15 protein-coding genes are annotated in these 22327 nt (G+C 35.9%); 4 read left to right on the top strand and 11 right to left on the bottom strand.

Annotated features, from left to right (window positions below):
* Positions 1–21: 21 nt before the first annotated feature.
* The 6 genes from A9G24_RS04090 to dauA all read right to left on the bottom strand — a co-directional run bounded on the left by A9G24_RS04090 (position 22) and on the right by dauA (position 11002).
* Positions 22–972 carry a putative type VI secretion system effector gene (locus A9G24_RS04090; protein WP_065586306.1) on the bottom strand — a complete coding sequence of 317 codons (951 nt, stop codon included), beginning with the start codon at positions 970–972 and terminating at the stop codon, positions 22–24.
* A 19-nt stretch (positions 973–991) separates the two neighbouring features.
* On the bottom strand, positions 992–4348 hold the full coding sequence (locus tag A9G24_RS04085) for a T6SS effector BTH_I2691 family protein (RefSeq protein WP_065637893.1): 3357 nt from the start codon (positions 4346–4348) through the stop codon (positions 992–994).
* Complete coding sequence (locus tag A9G24_RS04080; RefSeq protein WP_176701161.1) at positions 4335–5279, bottom strand: hypothetical protein; 945 nt, start codon at positions 5277–5279, stop codon at positions 4335–4337. Before A9G24_RS04080 ends, A9G24_RS04085 begins: the two co-directional genes overlap by 14 nt.
* 12 nt (positions 5280–5291) lie before the next feature.
* Positions 5292–7823 carry a type VI secretion system Vgr family protein gene (locus A9G24_RS04075; RefSeq protein ID WP_065637891.1) on the bottom strand — a complete coding sequence of 844 codons (2532 nt, stop codon included), beginning with the start codon at positions 7821–7823 and terminating at the stop codon, positions 5292–5294.
* Between the two features lie 758 nt (positions 7824–8581).
* Complete coding sequence (locus tag A9G24_RS04070; RefSeq protein ID WP_065637890.1) at positions 8582–9136, bottom strand: HdeD family acid-resistance protein; 555 nt, start codon at positions 9134–9136, stop codon at positions 8582–8584.
* Between the two features lie 192 nt (positions 9137–9328).
* A complete protein-coding gene (gene dauA / locus A9G24_RS04065) occupies positions 9329–11002 on the bottom strand; it encodes a C4-dicarboxylic acid transporter DauA (protein WP_065637889.1) in 1674 nt (557 codons plus the stop codon).
* 425 nt (positions 11003–11427) lie between these two features.
* Here dauA and plsB point away from each other — a divergent pair, with 425 nt between their 5' ends.
* The 4 genes from plsB to A9G24_RS04045 all read left to right on the top strand — a co-directional run bounded on the left by plsB (position 11428) and on the right by A9G24_RS04045 (position 15560).
* On the top strand, positions 11428–13845 hold the full coding sequence (gene plsB / locus A9G24_RS04060) for a glycerol-3-phosphate 1-O-acyltransferase PlsB (protein ID WP_065637888.1): 2418 nt from the start codon (positions 11428–11430) through the stop codon (positions 13843–13845).
* A gap of 95 nt (positions 13846–13940) precedes the next feature.
* Complete coding sequence (locus A9G24_RS04055) at positions 13941–14465, top strand: SMI1/KNR4 family protein (protein ID WP_065637887.1); 525 nt, start codon at positions 13941–13943, stop codon at positions 14463–14465.
* Positions 14466–14554: 89 nt separating this feature from the next.
* Entirely contained in the window at positions 14555–15040 is a 486-nt protein-coding gene (locus A9G24_RS12465; RefSeq protein WP_081303076.1) for a CPCC family cysteine-rich protein, read from the top strand.
* Between the two features lie 211 nt (positions 15041–15251).
* Positions 15252–15560, top strand: coding sequence for a hypothetical protein (locus A9G24_RS04045; protein WP_218056208.1), 309 nt, complete (start codon positions 15252–15254; stop codon positions 15558–15560).
* 95 nt (positions 15561–15655) lie between these two features.
* Here A9G24_RS04045 and ubiA read toward each other — a convergent pair whose 3' ends face one another.
* The 5 genes from ubiA to A9G24_RS04020 all read right to left on the bottom strand — a co-directional run bounded on the left by ubiA (position 15656) and on the right by A9G24_RS04020 (position 21962).
* Entirely contained in the window at positions 15656–16483 is an 828-nt protein-coding gene (gene ubiA, locus A9G24_RS04040) for a 4-hydroxybenzoate octaprenyltransferase (RefSeq protein WP_065637886.1), read from the bottom strand.
* Between the two features lie 156 nt (positions 16484–16639).
* On the bottom strand, positions 16640–17197 hold the full coding sequence (locus A9G24_RS04035) for a TorD/DmsD family molecular chaperone (RefSeq protein ID WP_081303075.1): 558 nt from the start codon (positions 17195–17197) through the stop codon (positions 16640–16642).
* An 82-nt stretch (positions 17198–17279) separates the two neighbouring features.
* Positions 17280–17894 (bottom strand): DMSO/selenate family reductase complex B subunit, encoded by a 615-nt coding sequence (locus tag A9G24_RS04030; protein WP_065637885.1) that lies wholly within the window; start codon positions 17892–17894, stop codon positions 17280–17282.
* 16 nt (positions 17895–17910) lie between these two features.
* Entirely contained in the window at positions 17911–20352 is a 2442-nt protein-coding gene (locus A9G24_RS04025) for a DMSO/selenate family reductase complex A subunit (RefSeq protein WP_176701160.1), read from the bottom strand.
* Between the two features lie 263 nt (positions 20353–20615).
* Positions 20616–21962 carry a hypothetical protein gene (locus A9G24_RS04020; RefSeq protein ID WP_065637883.1) on the bottom strand — a complete coding sequence of 449 codons (1347 nt, stop codon included), beginning with the start codon at positions 21960–21962 and terminating at the stop codon, positions 20616–20618.
* Positions 21963–22327: the final 365 nt, after the last annotated feature.

The raw sequence follows: 22327 nt of genomic DNA, 5'->3' as shown, positions 1-22327 counted from the left end.
AATATTCTCTAACGTATTATTTTATTTTTTTCTGTTTTTATTATTAACTCGTAAGGGTGTCTTGCCTTTTTTGCATAACACATCTAGATCGTAATAATAAAAGTTCCATGCTTCTCCAGTTTTAGGTGGTCTTGTATATAGATCCGTACTATTATTATATTTAGTTGAGTATTTTCCTTGCTTAATTAATTTAGCAACATATTGCATACTTATTTTGGCTAAATTAATGTTAGTAACTTCTTGCCAGCCCAATAGCGTAAAAATGCGCTCCGCCAGCGTGACATGCGTGGCAAGCGAATTTTTGTAAACCCTAAAAAAAGCTGCCCCTAATATTACCCCTAATGTACCAAAACCAATGGTCAAATTTTCCAACGAAAAATCGAAAAAAAAGTAGTTCATTAATAGCACGCAAATAACATAAAAGAAAAACATAGGTAGACGATATTGTTTGAAGGCTTGATTACGCCCGGCAAAACATAAAGGGATCAGCGAGATAATTTGTTCACTGGGTTTGAGCATGGCGTACACTTCGTAATGGTCAGCGTGTTTTTCGGCGACCACCTCGACTTGATCGCCATCATTAAATTTATAAAAACCGAGCCAACCTTTTAACGTGATGGTGTCATTCAATTTGGCAGTGATATATTGTGCCGCAAATAGATTACTACGGTCATTACCATTGGCATGGCCTAAGCCAGCCAGCGCGGCAATACTATTACCATTTAAGGTGGCAAGTAGTGCGCCCTTTCTAAGCTGATTTTGCTGTTTTTGTTTTTGCTCGTCACTTAAATAAGCGCCATCACCCAGCTGTGCATAGCAAAATAGACCTTTAAATTCGGATAGGGTGCCGGTTAATTTAACCAAATTTTGGGGTGGCAGGATCGGATCGGTAATACTAATACCGGTTTTTTTTAATAGCTGCTCTTTATCTTTATAGATAGGGTCGTTACCATCATATTTTGCGTAAGGCATAATCGAATTCCTTATATAATTATTGAGGGATAGGCCAATTATAAATAATTTGCCAATCACTCGATGAGAATACGGGCATATTTTCTTTGATACGTTTTTGTTCTTGTTCGGCGTAATATTCGGCTAACTCATCTTCATATTTTTTAAAGATCGCTTGCAGTGCCGCAATTTCTTCCTTAGACGATGTATAGCGAGAAGAGTATTTACTATCGCCCCCATTTTGCGCGCTACCAAAACGGCACCGTTTTAACCACTCTTCGATATCATCGTCTTTAGTTAATTCGAAGTATAGTTGAAATAAAAAGATCCCCAGACTAACCCATGGATTTAATGCCAGTGCTATAATTGATATCAGAGCTCTTCCTGTAAAGAAGATCATCCTATTAGTTATAATTCTTTTTGTTAATAGAGTAGCCAATGATTTAATTCCGCGTTCCATTATTGTAATTAAACTGGTTTTACCCATTTGTAAAAATAAATCGGTGGTGGATACAATCAAGGTAAATAGAGATGCATAATATAATGTTTTTTGAGTCTGATCTTTCTCTGAAGTGTCCTCATTCCAATTTAAACCAATATCAATTAACCCCGCTATCACCCCAAAAAAGTTGCCTAAAAAGTTCATATTAGAAATTAATTTGGCATTGATTTGTCCTTTGTTGGCATATACGGTAACTAGTCGAAAGCTTGCTGCCATCGATGCCGATACCGCCATAGTTAACTGGTAATCGGCTTGGTTTTGTTGGGCTTGGGTTTTTAATGAGTTATCGGTCACTATATAATAGATCTTCATGATATGCACCCCCAATATTGCCGCGGTAAAGCTTGCTCCCACCTTTTCATTGGTGATATGTTTTTTAATCAGGTTGGTGGCTTTTTGTGAGGCGTTTGCCAGCTTTTCGCCGACATTTTTGATATCAGAATACAAGGCACTTGTTAAATTGTCGACCCATTTATGGTATGACGCCATTCTCTTTTTTAGCGCAGTTTTAGATAGCCTTGTTGGCGATATGGCTACTAAAAAAGCTTCGGCAAATTCTGATGATAAATCACCGCCCATTTTTTGCATATATTTTAATAAAGCGATAAGTGCAGCACAGCTTCCCTCTTTAATTGGGCGCAAATAGGCGGCTGTGACTTGGTTATCTATCGAATCACCATCAATTAACGAGTTTCGTTCGCTTTCAAATAAAGTAAAGAACTCTTTAACAACATCTAATGCTTTATGTTCATCTTGTGGGTCAAAAAGTGAGTTACTAATGTTGGCAATGCTATTAGCGATGCCTATCATAGCATTGCTTTCAGCTGATTCGGCTTGATAAAATTCTAATACTGTTTCTAATTTATCTAAGAATTCGCCATAAGATTGCGGTTTTAATTGGATTGTTTTATTTAATGATAATAAAAAGTTGACACATTTTTTTTGTTTTTCTTTATCTAATTTTCGATTAGCAAACACAGCCGACCAAATAATATTATGACCCTCTAAGTTTTTGTCCTCAATTAACTGAGTGAATAACTGGGTAACTTTGCTACTTTGGGCTTGCATGCCTAAGGTCATTAAAATATCGTTGGCAAACGCCAAATAATTATCATCATCTTGTGCAAAATCATCGGCCGATAATGAAATTGGATGCCTTTCTTTTTGCTTGCTGCAATCTACCCATAAAATTAAATCATTTAATAATCCTGCAATATAGTTTTCAGCTTCTTGCAAAAAAGCGGCATATTTTTCTTTATAGCGTTTATAATCGTCGTTTAAATGATTTTCATATTTACGCCAACGCTTTTCGGCCGACTGTTCGGTTTTATTTTTTTCATGCCATACTGCTTTATACGCCTGAGCTTTAGCTTCAAATTCGATTCTCATTGCCGCTAATTTAATATCTAAGCGTTTAATGTCTACCATCTCTGCTTGTTTATTTAATTTAAATGCTTTTTCAAAAACTTGTGCGTGCCTTTTTTCACCCACTTCTTCAATCAGATAGTTTTCTTGTACAAATTGGACTAATATTGCGGCTCTATATTTTGTACTTTCTACCGCTTGTTCTATATCGGTTAAATATGGATTAACGTATTGGGAAACAAAATTATAGTTTTTAGATTCACTCACAATATTAATAACACGTTGGCCTTGGGCTTTTTGTTCTTCGCTCCATGGAATCATTCGGGTTGTATCAGTTCCGAATATACCACTATCATAAGGTATTACTTTTTGATTAAAATATTGTGCATCAGCAAGGTATTTTCTATTGGTGTTTTTTATATGTTTTTTAAAATCTTCTTCACTGTTTGCAATGTCACTGTTTTTTATTGCTTCTTCAAGCATTGCAATACCACTACAAGTGGCATTTTCACGCTGTCTTTCTATCATTATTTTTCTAAACGAGTTTAATGCACTGTTACCCCAATGACTTAACTCAGCAGCAATACCAATACTGTCGTTTAATACAACCATCATTGGTGAGCAATCTGTGCTGTTACGTTCGGCTGACATCATTTTTTTATGTAGATAGACTGAATACGGCTCTTTTGGGGTGATTTGGTCATAAACTGGCTTGGTTAATGATTGCCAAGGTGCTAATGTGCTTCGTTTTTTGAATAGCTGTTTATCATATATAAATGGTTGGCTAAGTATAGCACTTTGCGAAAGCGTACTTTTGTCTAATGGTTTATTATCATACAAATAAGGAAAGCAAAATAAGTAGTTGATGCTTTTAAATTTTGGTAAGGATGTTGTGATTCTTTCTTTAAAATCATCAAGGTTTTGGATATCCAAGGTTGAGGCGATAGCTTCCTGATTAGCGGTAGTTATGCCAATTCCGTTAGTTTGCGAATTTAACCATTGCTTTGGTTTGATAAGTTGCATTCGCAAGTTACGTTTATCTTCATCATTAAGGTATTTTTTTAAAGTCTTAGCTCTCCATTTATGTTCGCTAAAGGCAAGCCAAGCTTTTTCACATTTTTCGGGGTTTGACAGTGTAATAAAGGCGATATTGCTTGATAAATGGGCACTATTGCCGCAGGTCGTTTGTATATCATTGAAAGGTATAGAAAGGTTTTCTTCAATTAGGGTATCGTCAAATCTTAATAGATCTTGCTCTTTGCTAATATCTTGTTGCCAAAATCCACCTTGTTCATCGACCTTATAAATGGAGATATCTAAATCTGTCATGTTATCTTCATACTGACATAACACATAAAGATAGCCTGCTCGCATGGTTCTTAGCACATATTTGCTATCTCCTTTTAAAATAGGCAGCATATCGTTTTTTGCCCATGAGGGTAAATCTGCCTTGATATATTTAGGTGCAACAGCATAACGAACGGGATAAATTGGTAGACCTTTAGATTGGCATTTTTCACATAAACCCATTATTTATTTCCTTTGTATTAATGATACATTCATCCGCTACCATATCCCATTGTGCTGGGGTTATAGTTTGTAATTGTTTTATTAGTGATTGGTGTCGATGTTGATTTATTGCTCCAATAACAATTGGATGTTCAATAAATTCGGGATGTATAACTAAACTGCGATAAGCATATTCGGCTAGATCTCGTTTATCATGGTATCCTTTGAGGGTAGCATTTTGAAAAGATTGCATAATAATGCCATCAGCTACACTTTCAGGTAAGCTATATTCTGGGTGAAAAAAATGATAACGAGCAAGCGTTTGATTACGGCTTTCGATCCAGTTTATTTGTTGCCATTGTTGCTTGATTATCCCCAAATTACCAATAAGATTTTTACGTTCATCTCTATGATTTTTTTCAATAATTAAATGGCCGTCACTGTTAAGATATAACCATGAATGAATCGGATTAAGTAATATTTTTTTTTGCACAAAAATGAAAATATTTAATAGTGGCGGTAACACCGATGGGTCAAAATAACGCAATAATTGTTTACCGTCACTTGAGGGTTGAATGGCAACTTTTCCTAACTCTTGTGCTAATACTTCAGCATTAAATGAGGAATAAATCCAGCCATATACAGAACGTGGTTTTGCAAGTAACACTGTTTTAGGATCGAGGGCTGAATAAAATTCTTGAATACTTTGTTTTAAAATGGTTTGATCTGCTTCATTTTTTAAATCAAGTTCAATCAGTCCCGGTGTGTGTTTGATTTGGTAGCTGATATATCGAAATAACGTTAATTTTTTTTCTGCAATCAAATCGGTTAAACGGGTCTTTTGGTCATGTGATTGATAGATAAGGTAAAAATTTGTATCATTTTTTAATGACAGCGCAATAATCTGTTGAAAAACAGTCTCAATATCTTGCTTTTGTATTGATTTATTCATTTTATCCATAACTTATCCAAGTTTTACATTTGCTTTTTGTAGTTTATCCGCTTCTTGTATCGCCGATTCACAACCAGCAGGTAATAAAGCATCGACATCCATATTTGCCGGCCCCATCTTCTGGAACACATTACATTTAAGATAGATATTATCCTGTGTACCCAGTTCAATGCCTTCACTGCTGATTTTGATGTACGAACCACCACAAATAAGCGTTAGTTCATCGCTCGCTGTGATAGTTACCTCACCATCCACGCTATCCACTTTGATATCTTGCTTGGCCGCCATATTGAGATTGGCATTTTGGGCTTGCACTTCAATATCACCTTGGTTGGCAAACAGTTTCATACCTGATTTATGGGCAAATAGCCCTATCGCTTCAGCCGATGATACGGTGACGTTGTTTAAAGCGTTGATATCGGTTTGATTTTCGCTGGTTAAGGTGAGGTTGCTCGCTGTTGTCAGTTGAATATTTTCAGGGCTGGTTAGGGCGATGCCTTCTTGAGCGTAGCCTAAAATGCCACTTTGGGTTAGCTGAGTTAAGTTGGCTTTAAGTTGTTCTTGGCTGTCGGTATCGGCGCTGTGCGCCGCGGATTGGGTGGCGGCATTTTGTAGCGCTTTGGCAATGGAGAGGGCATTTTCAAGTTGGCTTATTGCCGCTTGCATATCGAGCTGTTTACCTTGCGCTTTGGGCTCGGTTTGCGTGGTTAAGTATAAGCCTCTATTGGCAGCAATCGCCCCCCATTCGTCGGTGCGCAGTTCAAAGCCTTCACCGCGAGGTTGTTTTTTTTCGTTAACTAAGTGACCAATATTAAGTTGAGTTTTGCCGTATTCGGTGGCCAGTTTGATATGCTCTTGCCCACGTTTATCATCCATGCGCAGTTTGTTATTAGCCGGCGTGCGAATCACATTGCGGTGTTTGTTAATGGTGGTAACAAGGTCGGGGTGAGCACTGTCATGCATCGCATGGGCAATATACGGCCGGTCAGGATTGCCCTGCATAAAGGCGATGGCTACTTCAGTGCCATCAATTAACGGGAAGTGAAAGCCATAGGTGTTACCCGCATACGGTTTAGCTAAGCGTACCCATAAGCTTTCCGTGCCCTTTTTCCACTCTTTTAAATCAAAGTTAAATTTAACCCGATAGCGCCCTTGCGGGTCAATATAGCCATAGGTGTCATGATTGGGACTGGTGACACGGGCAGGTAAAGTGCCACTGACTTGTGGCCAGCGTATAGGCGCTGGGCGATAGGGTTTTAAGGCTTGATAGGGAATAGCGGTAAAGGTGAGTTCATAAGCATCAGTGCGGTTACCCTGCCCTTGTACCGTTAAAATGATGATACCGTCATTGATATCTGCCAGCGGGCTGCCGTTGAGGTTAATCCATTGGCCGGGAGCAAGGTTATAGTGGTTACTCTTGCCTTTGAGGATAATTTGCTGGCTAATCGCCTGTTCATGGCGAATACGGGCATACCACTGACCGCTTTCAATCTGATTATCGTCATGCCTGTTATTCTCATTAGGATTATTGCCGTTATCACGATTATCATTATTAATATTGTTATCATCATCATCGTTATTATCGCCACTATCTTGCGGTTTTTTTTGTCCGTTACTCTCTAAGCCTTTATAGTGCTCGGCATAGCGATAGTCGCTGCCATAGGTGGTAAGGTCTTTGGGTTGGGTGTTTATTTCGCCCTGTAAATCGGCTAGGGCATCACGGTAGTTATAGTCTTGTACCTTGACTGAGGAGACCACCACTTCACTATGCAGGCTGATATCCCACACACTTTCAACGCCACTATCTGCCATGCCACTGGGTTGTTTATAGTCAATATTAGCCACCTGCGCATAACCTTGTTCATAATCACTTAACACCATCACATCACAATGATGTTCGGCGTGGGTTTCAAAGCGAAACCAGATACCCACATCAGCCAATAAGCGTTGAATAAATTCAAGGTCACTTTCTTGCCACTGCGTGATAAACTCCCGCTCAGGATAGCTATCTTTTAACTCTAAACGGTAATCAATCCCCGTCAAACCATGACTGCGCAGCACTTCTTCAACCACACTCACCACACTTTGATTTTGAAATATGGCATTATGTTGCCCAATAGCCAACCGTGCTAAGCACGAGGATAACACCACTTGATAATGGGCTTCCTCTTTATTGACGGATAACTGACTAAACTCAGTAATCACCCCATGCAAGGTGCGTTTATTCGTCAACGTGGGCAAGTCACTTAATGAGCGGATAGCGGAAGTTAATGGTTTATTGATAACCGGATTAAAGGAGAAGGTCGATTTTTGATTAAGAAAGGAATCTGGCGATAAGGTTTTATCAGTACTGGTAAAGGAGATTACATAACGCCAAGGCTGGTTTAACGACTCATTACCCTCAACATGTAAAACCGAAATCGGCGCGCCCAGCCCGTCAACCGTTAAGGTATAACGATTATGGCTAACGCCCCCTAAGCCCGCCATTAAATCGCTAAACCCGTCACCGAGCTGGCTCAGAAGACGATTAAGTTCATTTGACATGTTTTTCCTCCTTATATCCATTTTATAAAAATCAATCTGTGTTATTTTTAGTTATTTTTTTATTTAACACTGATATTTTCATCATTAAGTTCAAATAACAGACAGCTGAGCTAAAAATTGTACACTGTTTTAGTGTGAAATTTAACCTTTTTTTAAAAAATGGTTAAATAAATATTGTTTAATATGAATAATTTCTGTTATTTAAACTAGTAACTGATAGCGGCTTAGTGCCTTTGTTGAATAAGGGATTTAAGCAACGTTATGCTTTATTAGTTATATTTTTTAACTAATTAAATTTAAAATGATTTTATGCTGAAACGGTATAGAATCCTGAATATTTTTTACAAAAAAATACTCTAATTTTGCACCAATAAAATAGGGAATAATCCCGATATAAATGAAAAATTCGCTCAAGCGACGGCGGGAAAGCATAAAGCATAATACGTCCCTTAATGGTGGTATGCTATCATCCGTAAATATTTAGTGGTTCCAAAGATAGGAAATTAATGGTTAAACAATTGATTAATAAATATAATATTTCAAAACGCATAAAGCGCTTTTTGGTAAGATGCCTTATGCGTTTTTAGTAGATTATTTTAATCATGAAGCGTAAATGACTCGGTGTTTTTCTACACTTAAATTGGGTAAGCTATTTTTTGCTTGTCGTTCATTATGGTAATTAGTTGTTGCTCACAATTAATGTGGTAATTACTAAGTAATTACCACTGATAACAACTAAATTGTGAGCAAGAAACAACTTATTTAAAATTCACTGTTTTTAGAGCAAACCCAATTGCCACATATGCCCAACCTTGGAAAATAAGATCAATACCTAAAAACATACCTAATATCCAAAGACTGTCATACGGCCAACTTGCAATAATCATAAATCCTAAAATTAATGTAATAATCCCAGAGGTTAAAACCCATCCCCAACGAGGTAAATTGCGGTTATTTATAGCAGCAAATATTTGGGTAAAGCCGCTCATAATTAACAAGAACGACATCACTAATGTTAAGGCAGATGAAACAGCAATGGGTTGGAAAAATGACATTAACCCAATAAAAATATATAAAATTCCCATTACTGCCCATAAGGCTGATTGACCAAAGCTTTTAATGCTAAAAGAATGTAGTGCTTGGGCAATACCTGCAATGAGAATTAATGCACCAATGAAATAAATAGAAAAAACGGTTGCAATGAACTGATAACCTAATGCTAAGCACCCTAATACAATTAAAATAATACCGACTAAAATAAACCAGCTTGATTTTTCTTTAAGAGCGTGGAACTTGTTTTCGTTAGATATCATGTTATTTACCTATTTTTGTGAGTTAATTTTGGATTTCAAATGCAAACCACTGCAAAGACCTTAGTCTGGTAACAGCGATTAGTAAATGAAAAGAAAGGTCATGAAGGTACAATTTATTGCACAGTAATGCGTTTTTATGCAAACTTTCACTGCGCATATAAATTAGTCAATATAATAAAGCTAAATTGTGGATTAGCTTTTATCTTTCAGTGCTTCATCTAACGTTGAATAGAACATGAGTTTGTTAGAAATAGGAACAATTTTTGCGCGAGCTAATGTTTTTAATGGTTGAAATTGTAATTCACAAATTGATAGATCAACATGTTCAGGTAATTCATCGATAAAATGTATTAAAGCATTGAGTCCACCAGCATCAAGAATAGGTACCGCATCCCATTGTAGTACTATGTGTTCATATCCATTAATCTTTTGATATATCTCTAAAAATGTGCGTTCAGCAGCAGCAAAAAACAGTGGCCCATTAATACGTAACACTAAAGTTTTATCGTCACTGCGATTTAGCTCAACTAAGCGAGTCATTCGAGCAATACGACGCATAAATAGAATTGATGCCAGTACAATCCCAAGTGTAATTGCAATCACCATATCAAATAGTACTGTGAGCGACATGCAAATAAACATAATTAAAATATCATCTTTTGGCGCACATTTAATAATATAAATGACGCGTTGAACCGCACTCATATTCCATGCCACGATAAGTAACAATGCTGCCATAGCAGAAAGTGGGATAAATGATAATGCGGGTGCAAAGCAAATTAGTGCAAGTAACACAACGAGTGAATGCAAAACGGCAGCAATCGGTGAAGTCGCTCCTGCTTTGACATTTGCCGCCGACCGCGCGATAGCTGCTGTTGCTGAAATGCCACCAAAAAAGGGCGCAATAATATTTCCTAACCCTTGGCCAATCAGTTCGCTATTTGAGTGATGTTTGGTATGCGTCATTTCATCTAATACGACAGCACAAAGTAGTGATTCAATGGCGCATAACATTGCCATGGTTAACGAAATCGGTAATAAGGCGGTTAGTGTTGACCAATCCCAATTAAATTCAGCATGCTGCCAAGGTAAAATAAATTCTGGTAATACAGAGGGTATGCCATGACCTATTGTATTATCGGCTAGCGTATAGGTAAATCGTGAACCGATGGTTTCAATTTGATAACCAAATTGATTAAAAATAAACATGACAGTAATGCCAGCAACCAGTGCCGGTAAGTGACCCGATATTTTGACTTTAAGTTTTGGCCATACAATTAACACCATCAGTGTTACTATTCCGACTATAGTGTCAGCAATATTTATGGTGGGTAGTGTTTTCGTTAACTCAATAACTTTTTCAATATAGCGCTCTGGCATATGCTCAAGCGTCAAGCCAAAAAAATCTTTAATTTGCATGGTTGCTATAGTTATGGCAATACCTGATGTGAAACCTAATACCACGGGTAATGGAATGTATTCGATTAATCGCCCTAGTCGAATCAATCCCATTAATACAAGAAATATGCCAGACAGTAATGTTGCAACGAGTAATCCAGATAACCCATATTGTAACGATACAGGGTATAAAATAACCACAAATGCAGCAGTAGGACCTGAAACACTAAAACGTGATCCGCCCGTTAAGGCTATCACAAAGCCCGCTATAATTGCGGTGTATAGACCATACTGTGGTGGTACGCCGCTAGCAATTGCTAGCGCCATTGCTAGCGGTATAGCAATTATACCAACGGTTATTCCGGCTATTAGATCTTTGATAAAACGAGTTGTGTTATAAGGAGTACTTATACATGCAGATATAAATGCACAGCTAATTTTGGTGCCAGAAAGGCCATATAATTTCATTATTTTTGTTCAATTAAAGGGAAGTTATTTTGGGTGCCTAATAAGATAATCTTTTTTACAAAAAATAAAAGAGTGTTATAAAAATAAACACTTTTTTGTAAAGACGTTTATGTAGGTAAGGATTAATCTAATCAATATTATAGGATCAATATTGAAGATAAAAGCCAAGTAGATTCGTGGCGTTGATAGCAATAAAACGTTATAATCTGTTTTTTATTTACCTAAAATCACATGGACTAAAGATTGTGCAAATTTGTTAACGATCAAACGGTAACAAGTATATACTTAATTCATTGCTCTTTTTAATACATAAAAACACTATCTAGCTTTACAAGCAAAACTTTTATTTTTGTTTGGTTGATGGGTTAAATAATTAAAATTAGTTAGGTATATCAATAACGCAAAAGTATGAGGTTTATTTTTTTATGTTTTCTTGGTGGACTAAAGTTTATTTTTTTCTTATCCAAATCTTGGTCAAACTTTTTGTTAAAAGTAAACCGATTCCTACCGATCCAATAACAGAATTAGACCTTGATACCGACAGACCAATTTTATATGTGTTACCTTACAACTCTCAAATTGATTTGATGGTAATTCGTTCTCTTTGTTTACAATATCATTTACCTGATCCATTAGTTGGCATTGATATCAATGGTAAAAACATTCCTTCTTATCTCTATATCGATAAAGGGCCAGGTATTTTTGCCTCTAATCAACAAAAAAACAAAGCGATTGAAATTTTAAGAGATTATATTTCGGCACATCAACAAAATCATGATCTTGATATCCAAATGTTACCTGTTTCGGTGATGTTTGGGCGTCGTCCCGATACTGAAGGGAAAAAAAAACTATCACTACAAGTGCTTGGCGCAACCAGTAAGTTTTTTAAAATAATTACGTCAGGCAGAGACTGTTATACGCGATTTTCTCGCACGGTTTCATTTAAAGATATTCATGTGGATAAACAGCAAGATCTTCCTGTTTTAGCACATAAATTGGCACGTGTTGCACGGATTCATTTTGCAAAACAGCGCATGGCTTCAATTGGCCCTAAACTTCCTGTTCGTCAAGCAATGTTAAATAATTTACTCAAGAAACAAGTACTTTCTGAAGCCATACAAGAAGAAGCCAAAAGTAAAAATGTGAGTCTTGATAGAGCCCAAAAAAATGCATTAGCCATTTTAAATGAAATTGCGGCTAATTTTTCTTATCGTATGCTAAGAATTACAGATTTTGTCCTCACGTGGGCGTGGAATAGGCTTTATCAAGGGTTAAAAGTGACAAATGCTGATCCTGTTCGTGAGTTAGCGCAAAATGGTCATGAAATTGTCTATGCTCCTTGCCACCGTAGCCATATGGACTACTTGTTATTATCTTATGTGCTTTATCGACAAGGGCTAGTCCCGCCCCATATTGCAGCTGGCATTAACTTGAACTTTTGGCCCGCAGGTCCTATTTTTAGGCGATTGGGTGCATTTTTTATTCGTCGCTCATTCAGAGGTAATAAACTCTATACTTCGGTTTTTCGAGAATATTTAGCTGAACTTTTTATCCGCGGTTATGCTGTTGAATATTTTATTGAAGGTGGGCGATCACGTACCGGTCGGTTACTTGATCCTAAAACAGGCATGTTAATGATGACAATTCAAACATTATTACGTGGTGATGCAAGACCAATTACTGTTGTGCCCGTTTATATTGGTTATGAGCATGTACTAGAAGTTGCTACCTATGCCAATGAATTGCGAGGAGCAAAAAAAGAAAAAGAGAGTTTATGGCGTACTATAAAAGCATTTTTAAAACTAAAAAAATTGGGGTTTGGTTATGTTAATTTTGGTCAACCGATACCGTTAAACCAATTTTTAAACCAACATATACCAGAATGGCGAGATGCTATCGAACCAACCGGCACCCAACGCCCACAATGGTTGACACCAACAACTAACTTACTTGCTAAGCAAATTATGGAGCATATTAATTCATCAGCGGCAATCAACGCGATGAATTTATGTTGTTCAATATTATTAGCGGCAGATCAACGAGCGCTAACTAAAGTTAGGTTAGTTGAACAGATAGATCATTTGTTAAAATTATTAAAAAGTATTCCTTATTCAGATTTGATAACTATTCCAGATCAAACACCAGAAGAATTGTATGAACATGCTAAAGAAATGGGGAAATTTGTTATCACAACAGATGAAGCTGGCGAAATCGTCGGTCTGACTTCCGAACAAGCGGTTTTAATGACTTATTATCGAAATAATATTCAGCATTTGCTGATTATTCCTGCTATCGTGGCGAGAATTTTACTCAAACATAATCGAATTTCATCTACTGAAGTGCTAGAACAAGTAAAACTAATTTTTCCTTTAATCAAATCAGAACTATTTGTTTATCATAATGCAGAACAACTTACTGAATATGTGAATAAAATTATTAAAACGTATGCCGAATTAAACCTCATCAGCTATTCACCAGATAAATTAACATTGAATTATTTAAAAATGTCGGATTTACAGTTAATTGCGTCATCATCTAAAGATACATTGCAACGTTATGCCATTGCGTTTTCTTTATTGCAAAAAGATCCAACGATTAGCCGTGCGACACTAGAAAAAGAGGCGCGACTCATTGCTGAGCGGTTATCTGTTTTGCATGGTATTAATGCTCCAGAATTCTTCGACAAAGGTGTCTTTTCAACATTAGTCGCATCACTACGAGAGCAAGGTTATTTAGATGACCAGAATGATACCAACTTAGCAAAAATTGAAACCATGAATACAATACTTAAGCCTCTAATTACAGCACGAGTAATGCAAACTATTGACGAAATCAATTTATAACTCAAATAATAAAAAGTGCATGATGAAGCTATTAAATAAAAAAATAATAAGTCATGCTTTTTAGTTGATACGGTTTGGGTGAAAAGAAAAAACAAATGGTATTGAAACTCGAAGAAACACAACAACAATTAACTGATGAAGAACTCAACGAATTTAGTCAATTCGTTGGGAATAAAATTCCCGATGATTTTATCAACTTTTACCGCCAATTTAACGGAGGAACTTTCATACAAGTTGATAGTAAAATGAGTAATTATGTTGATGACAAGTTTTTGATTAATTTTTTTAGCATAAAATATGGCCTTACAATAGAAAATATTTATGCGCAGTTTAAGCGAGATTTTCCGCAGCTACAAGATATGCTACCTTTTGCTTCTGATCTAAACTTGAATTGTTACCTGCTTTCATTAAGGCCTCAAGATAATGGTTGTGTTTACTACTGGTCAGTCGTAGAGCAAGAATTAACACTGCAATTTGAATCATTTAACTGTTTTATTTTATTTTTGGATGAACTATTACAATCTCTTGACAAAAAATATAAGAAATATCGCCAGCTAGATATTCTTATATGGGGTTGGGTTATTGCTTCAATTGTGCTTTACATTTATTTCAAAAAATGACCGTTTGTGATAATTATATTTTTGCTAAATAGATAATTAGCATTATAGCGTTCATTTAACTATGAGCTTAATAGAGGCATAGCAACATTATGTGTATATCTTTTTTGCGTGATGAGGTCATCAATTTTTTAAGTTATCATGCGTTATTTAGTTTAGGCTTACAAGCTAGAACAACATATTTATTTGAAAATGGCATGATAAACCAGCAATCTTGCGAGCATGCTAAACAAGCAATATTTAATAATGATATTCTTGATAATTATAAACCCTCACCGTTATTCAAAAATCGTTATCTCGAAACAAAAATCGAGCAAATTACCGGTAATAAAATCAAGATTATTGATCACCCAGATAGTGAAATATCAGGGGTAGCTTGTGTTTGTTGTCATTTTATGGTGTTCGAAAGCGCTGAAGATGCTATTTTTGAACTATGTCCTGTTTGCAATTGGCAGGTGGATAAATTGGATAAAAATGGTTATAGCAAATTAAACAAAAGTTACTTAACAGATTATAAAAATAATATCGTCACAAAAGAAATGATTGAGCAATTTAGTGATGTATTTATAAGAAGGTAGACACCTATTAGCTTAAAATTGAAGCAAGTGTAATTTTCTAGGTAAATTTTTCTCTCACGATGGGAGTATGTAAGATCTGTCTTTTTAAACATAAAAGAATCTTTATGGCTAAGTAAAATTTGATAATTTATTATTAAGAAGCCTTTTATAGAAATGTGGTATACATATTGAAAAACAACAGAATAACAAACGACTAAATAGGAATCTAAAAATGCAACGTTCGACAGTTAATGTCAAAATTTATTGGCGATCTATACAACAAGGTGGAAAACTAACGCTTCCCATAAATACAAAATACTATCCGATCACTGAACCGCTTAAAGACAAGCAGGGTGATATGACAAGTTGGTCATTGGTAATAAATGTTAAAAATAATGAGAACATTAACACTCACGAAAGAATAGGTTTTGGTGAAGCCCGTTTTTTAATGGAAAATGCGCCCAGTTATTTACTCAATAAAGGGTTTAAAATAATTATTTATGAGGGGCCTAAACAAGTGGCAACAGTTGAGGTACTTTAATTATTTTTTTTAATAGCAAAAGGGGGGGCTAAATAAAATTTTATCATGGCAATATTTAGACGAATCAATCTATAACATAATGAATAAATTTAATTTTAATTAAAGAGCAGACCTAAAAACACGATAAACCCTACATAATTATTATTCATAAACGCGTTGAAACATCTGTTTCGAACTCGATTTTTTATTAGCCATTGTTGGTAAATAAATAGTGCTGTAACTAATAATAAAGCAATATAGAAGATCTGCGATAACTGATTGGTTAAACCAATAAATAATAGACCAATAACTGAAACTATCTGCAATAATCCAATGATTAATTTGTCATAACATCCAAATAAGATGGCGGTGGATTTGATGCCAATTTTTACATCGTCATTGCGATCGACCATGGCATATTCAGTGTCATAAACAATTGTCCAACATATATTAGTGAAGAAAAGCAACCAACAGGTTAACGGAAACTGCTCAATGGTTGCCGCATATACCATCGGAATGCTCCAACTAAATGCAATGCCCAATATGACTTGTGGTAAATGAGTATAACGCTTCATAAAAGGATAAATCAGTGCGGTTAATAATGCAAAACAGGCAATCAACCACGATAATTTATTTAAAGTTAACAATAAACAAAGGGCGATAAACAATAATATAAATAAGATCCATAATGCGTTTTTTTCGGTCAATACACCACGGGCAAGGGGGCGATTTTTTGTCCGTTCAACGTGTGCATCAAAATGGCGATCGGCATAATCATTGACTACACAGCCAGCTGCACGCATAACAAATACACCTAAAATAAAAATGAGCGTGATATAAGTATAAGGTAAGCCAGTAAGCCAAATTGCCCAGAGTGTTGGCCAAAGTAGTAATAAGGTGCCAATTGGTTTGTCTAACCGCATTAATTGTATATAAGCTAACATCAATATTATTTACCTTAAAAATCAGAGGAGGCATTATACCGATTACGATAAAAGCTGCAATATTATGATATCGTAGGTTATCCCTTATAACGAAACAAAGTGAATATTTGAATAAAATAACTAACTTTTTGTTCAATGAACATGCATATTATGTCATTAAAGCATCTGTAAATATTGATCAACAATCTCCGCTAAAGCTTGATAAAACGGGCTAACCCTGTTTTGCTTTAGCTTTTTTAGATAGGAAGAAGACCAAATCATCAAATGCTCATTGATTAATTGTTTTGCCACTACAGCGTTATTATTTTCAAGCAATATGGCATAGGCCATTAGCATTAATCCAAATTGATCTTCTGGCTCATTTATTCCTGTATTGAGTGTCAAACCATGTTGTTGCAAAAATTTACGATAGTATGCTTGTGATTCACTTAGCAATAGGTGTTCTTTATCGAGGTAAAATGAACCCCATGGTGGTGCTGGCATTGTTCCTTGACCTTCAAATAGTAATGAAAATTGATAGTTAAGTTCAGGATCATCCATATGATTAGCCAATATATTACACTGCTTATCAATAAAAGCAGGATCTGGCCACTTGACCAAATGGTTAATATGTAATAATGCCTGTATTAATGGCGCAGTAACGTTACTATTTGGTGGATAATAAAAAAAAGCACCAAGTAGCTTTGCTAAAGTGATAGATGCGATTTTATTCAAAGAAATATCTCCTCAAAACTATGCCATTAGTTAATTGTTCTAAAACCGTAAAAAAACACCAGTGGTAAGTTGCGCATATTGCTTATACTTCCTCAGGATTGAGTATTTTACCTAAAGTATCGCCAGATGCTTTGGCTTGTGCATGGGGTTTTATCACTATATTGGGTTTAGTGAGCTGCGAGCTCGGTAGTGGTGCAATATCACATTCATCACCATAATGCTGACGTAGTTTTTCAATTTCGTCAAAATCTAAGGCTCTTTGTGGACACGATTCAACGCAAACAGGTCTTAATCCCTCAGCAACACGTTCATAGCAGCCATCACATTTTGACATGACTTGTTTTTGATGATCAAACTGCGGTGCACCATAAGGGCAATGGGTTTCACAATGTCGGCAACCGATGCAAATATCTTGTTTAACAACAACTAAGCCATCTTGTGATCGTTTATGCATTGCACCCGTTGGGCAACCTTGTACACAAGCAGGTTCTTGACAATGATTACATGAGATGGATAAATAATAGGTAAAAATATCGTTTTGCCACATACCATCAACTTGCTGCCAAGTTCCTCCGCCATACTCGTAAACACGGCGAAAATGAACACCTAATGCATTATCTTTTTCGTCTTTACAACTGAGTTGGCAAGTTTTGCAACCGGTGCATTTTGAAGAATCAATATAAAATCCATATTGCATTTTTATTATCCGTTGTTTAATTTATGATGTTTAATAATGGTTTGACTTCAACCAAATTGGTATGCTGGGGATTCGCTTTTGCAAGTACTGTTGGACGCAATGATGTTAAGCGATTAATACAACCGCCAATATCAATCCCCACCTCATTGGTTTTTGCCCACATTCCTTGCGGAATAGCAATGACACCCGGTAATATTCTGGGTGTGACTTTAGCAGGAATAGAAAGCCGACCGCGGTCGTTATAAACCTCAACTAACTGGCCATGTTTTATTTGCCTTTGCTCAGCATCTAATGGATTAATCCAAAGACTATTAGCAACCGCTTCGCGCAGTTGCGGTAAATTACTGTAACTGGAATGGCATTGCCCTTTGGTATGAAAACCGATAAGTTGCAACGGATATTTTTTACGTTTGAGTTTATCTTCACTGCCTTCAATCGCTGGTAAATACGCCGGAATGGGGTAGAGTATATCGTCTGCATCAAGTTCCCATTCATTGGCTATGTTAGCTAGCGCTTCAGAATAGATCTCAATTTTTCCGGACGGAGTATTTAATGGATTTTTAATTGGATCATCTCTAAAAGCTTTTAATCCAATTTGAGTATCAGTATCAGCAAGTTTACGATCAATTACTCCCATACCGTCAGTATCGGCAAAAGGAGGTAAATGAGGTTCATGTTTTCGTAACTGCTCATAACAATACGCTATCCACTCATCTTGACTACGGTTTTCGGTAAATTTATCTTTTATACCCATTTTCTCGGACAGTTCAGTTAATACATCATACGCTGATCGGTTTTCCCAAAGTGGCTTAATTGCCTGTTGCATACGAATAAGATAGCTATACGCACCAGATGAATAAGAATTATTAATCAAATCAGTATTTTCAACTGATGAAACATCCGGTAACAATAAATCGGCATATTTGGCTGATGCGGTCATATGGGTATCCCAAACAAGAATAAATTCACATTTAGACTCATCTTGTAAAATTTGATGGGTATAATTAAGATCCGAATGCTGATTTCCCATTACATTACCGGCGTAATTCCAGATAAATTTAATACCAACATCCAGCTTATCTTTACCTTTTAGGTAAGCATTTTTAGCTGTCATGTTTGGGCTATCTGCAATTGCTTTCGTCCACAAAAAGAAAGGTATGCTAGTTTTTACTGGATTTGGCAAATTAAAGCTAGGTATCGGATAAACAATACTGCCACCCCACGTGCCGATATTGGTACCCGGCTTACCAAATTGACCAGTTATAATGGGTAAAATCATAATAGCTCGAGCGGTATGTTCGCCATTTTGCCAACGCTGTACACCATAACCTTGCGAAATCCAAGCAGCCTTAGCATTGATAATCTCCATCGCTAATTTACGAATTTGTACAGCCGGAATACCCGTTTTTTTAGCTGCCCATTCTGGCGTTTTAGGCGTTCTGTCATAGCCTAATCCTAAAAGGTAAGACTTATAATCACTATAAGGTGGCGCACTATCAGGCAATGAATCGGCACTCCAACCAATACAATATTGATTAAGCATGTTTTCATCAATGCGATCTTGCTCAAGTAATGTATAGCCAATTGCGGCGACTAATGCGGCATCGGTACCGGGAATAATTGGGATCCACTCGGCATTATACGCCACCACGCTTTCGCTATGACGCGGATCAATAATAATCACCCGTGCATTGCTTTGCTCTAATGCTTGAAAAAGCTCTGTAACTTGCCCTCCACCTGACATTCTTGTTTCGGCAATATTATGCCCAAACATCACAACTAAATCGGAATGCTTTATTTGATCAAGCAAAGAATCCTTAGCATTACCAAAAATATAAGGTCGAATAGCCGAAATCTGCCCACTGGAATAATCACCATGATAATTTAAAAAACCACCAATCGTACTTAAAAAACGCTGACATGCATTACGACCTGAAAGATTAGCGCCGGTTGTTCCTGAACCATATTGGTAATAAATTGCCTCGTTGCCATATTGATTAATTGTATATTTGAGTTTATCTGCCAGTAAATTAATCGCCTCGCTCCATGAAATACGTTTAAATTTACCTTCACCTCGTTGACCAATGCGTAGCATAGGATATTTTAAACGATCGGGATCATAAGTGCGCCAACGAACCGATCTACCACGAAGACAAGGACGAATTTGGTACAACCCAAAGACGGAATCATTTACCCCATCTTCTGACGCTATTTTAGTAATAATATCGTTTTTTACATGGACCTTTAAAGGACAACGACTACCGCAGTTAACTAAACATGCACTATAAACAATTTTTTCTTCATCGGTGGGATTTGAAATTGTACTATTAGCATTAGTACTTGGTTCAATGTAGGAAAAAGGTAATTGTATATTATTAGTTAGGGCAGCTACATCATCAATTGTTATCGGTTTGTGTAAAAAATCGCATTTGCTTGTTTTATTCTGTAATTTACTCACATCATTCCCTAATGTTGATATGAAATTATGTTGATAATAATACTAAAAGATGAATAAACAAACTAAAAACGAAAACTGTTATTAAATTTTTAAGAAAAGCAAAATACTATGCCTATTGTTATCTAAGAAGTCACTATAAAAAACTTAATATCATAGGGACTTCTTTTTTTCCTTTATTAACAAATATTTTTAAATTTGCTCTATAAATCCAGAGAAATAAAATTTATTCACATTATTCTTATGTAAATAATTTTATTAAGCGTTTACCAAGCAACACAAGCAACCCTATCACTAGAATTATTCCAGAAGTGAATATCTATATCACCCAATTTAGCGAAAACATTGTACCTTTTACCTTCTTGAGAGACATCTGTTACCCAATAGTCACCTGGATCCCAACCTGCATCACGATAATCATAAATAATTCCCCATTCACTAAACAACCCTCCAACCCATTGAGAATTATTCCAATAACTAATTCTACGTTGATACGTATTTCCTTGTCCTGGCACTCCTAAATTCCAATCATAACCATTTGCGTTTGTATAATCTTGTGCTGCAGGGACAAAATACGTTTGTGATGAGGAAAGATTTTTACAAAACGAAAGCGCATTATTGTAATTTTGACCTGTATTCCCTGGTTTTACGATAAACCAACGATCTATTTTAAATTGATATATCAAGTTTTTCGCCTTATCACGATAAAGTTCAAATCTTGCTGGTTTAAACATTTTATTCATCGAGTCTTTTGTTGGTCCTTTTAAGGTCACCCGAACAACATTTTTGTCTAATGCATTATTTTCAGCAGTTAATGACAGTGTAATCCCCATACCTGATACTGGTTTTACTATACTGCCATTGATAGCAATCATTTGTCTTGCTGTCATACCTGCAAGTATTAATTTAAAATATAAATTATTTGCTCCAGTTGTAGGGAAATTCTTTGATGCATTGCTAAGGCTTTGTACTTTAAATCCATCATATTGATCCCACTGTTCCTTTGGACCAGCATATTTCCCCGTACCATTGTTTAAATTAGGTTGAGCATAGCACGCTAAAGGTATGTCAATCTTTGGTTTAATGTAATATGAGTGGCTAGATCCGGAAAAATGACTCCCTTTTGGTATGCCATACTGTGTCCATAACTCAGCATCAGTTGCTGTTAATGTTAATTTATAAGGCGCATTACAAATATTTAATGGTTTATTTGGGTATGCTTTAACCGCATCAGTAATATCTTCGCCTTTTCTATTTTGCCACTTAATCGTTAAGCTACCTGTTGCGCTCAAATGTTCATCATCATCGTCTTTTCCATAATTATACGGTTTCCCAACCAACTCAGCTAGGTCAATGCGTGGGTAGTTTGCCATAGGTACTATTGTTTGCACACTCTCAAACGTGTCAGTTTTATTCGGTAACTCAATAGGGTTGATTTCACTTGAAAAATCTATTATACCATTAGGATATAATCTCTTACTTACACCCTGTGGAATATAGCTTTTATTATTTGATAACGTTATACCTAACAATTCTTCTAAACTCTCAGTTTTTGTAATTCCACCATCCAAAGTTAAATACGGTGCACTACCATGTATGACTTGATTTGTCATTGCCGATAAGGCTATTGCATTATTAGCATATAAAAGAAGATAAATACAAGTAAATAGGGGTAAACGTAAAGAGAAAAATTTTATAAATGAACTATGACGTTTGTATGTAGTATAAAATAAATGTGACGAAAAAAAGTTTTAAATAATTAAAAAGCGACAATATTTGAGAAATTGAATGTTTTGGTTGTTGAAGAGTGTTATTAGACGACATTATACCGTTACCTATTCTATTTTATATAGTTTATGATTATTTTTATTATTAAAAATAAATAGTTAAATTATTTTCAACCATTTGCTAATAATGTTTTTGTGGTGCTAATGTTAACAACATCACTTTTGAGCAGTAATGCTGTTCTAATTTTAAA

Source organism: Gilliamella sp. App6-5 (assembly GCF_001690525.1).
GTDB classification, from domain to species: domain Bacteria; phylum Pseudomonadota; class Gammaproteobacteria; order Enterobacterales; family Orbaceae; genus Gilliamella; species Gilliamella apicola_H.
Note: the sequence above shows the minus strand (reverse complement) of the source record. Positions and strands in the feature narration are given on the sequence as shown.